Origin of the sequence: Pseudarthrobacter sp. NamE2 (genome assembly GCF_005796205.1) — a bacterium.
Taxonomy (GTDB): domain Bacteria; phylum Actinomycetota; class Actinomycetes; order Actinomycetales; family Micrococcaceae; genus Arthrobacter.
The window spans coordinates 1-562 of the sequence record NZ_VAHN01000047.1; the positions used below are offsets into that span (position 1 = coordinate 1).

Sequence of the window (562 nt, forward strand, 5' to 3'; positions counted from 1 at the left end):
CCGGACGAGCTGTTCGGTGTAGGCGCGCATGAAGGGGGCGGTCATGGTCACCTGGGACCGGTCGGGGAGGACGAAGCGTGGGCCGCGGGTGCGGAAGTTTTTGATGATGGAGAAGATGTAGTCCCAGCGGCCGGCGTTCAGGCCGGCGGCGTGGTCGCGCAGTTCGTAGAGGATTTCCTCCATTTCGAAGGCTGCGGTGATGGTTTCGATCAGGACGGTGGCGCGGATGGTGCCCTGCGGGATGTTTAGGAGGTCCTGGGCGAGGATGAAGATGTCGTTCCAGAGCCGGGCTTCGAGGTGGTTTTCGATCTTGGGCAGGTAGAAGTAGGGGCCCTTGCCCTGGGCGAGCAGGCGGCGGGCGTTGTGGAAGAAGTACAGGCCGAAGTCCACGATGCCGCCGGCGATGGGTTCGCCGTCGATGATCATGTGCTTTTCGGGCAGGTGCCAGCCGCGGGGTCGGACCACGATGGTGGGCAGTTCGCCGGCGGGTCGGAGCTTGTATTCCTTGCCTTCGTCGGTGGTGAAGTCGATGCGGCGTTCCAGGGCGTCGGTGAGGTTGAGT

1 pseudogene is annotated in these 562 nt (G+C 63.9%); it reads right to left on the reverse strand.

From position 1 onward, the window contains the following. Positions 1 to 562: pseudogene (locus FDW83_RS18945) on the reverse strand (malate synthase A); the annotation flags it as partial.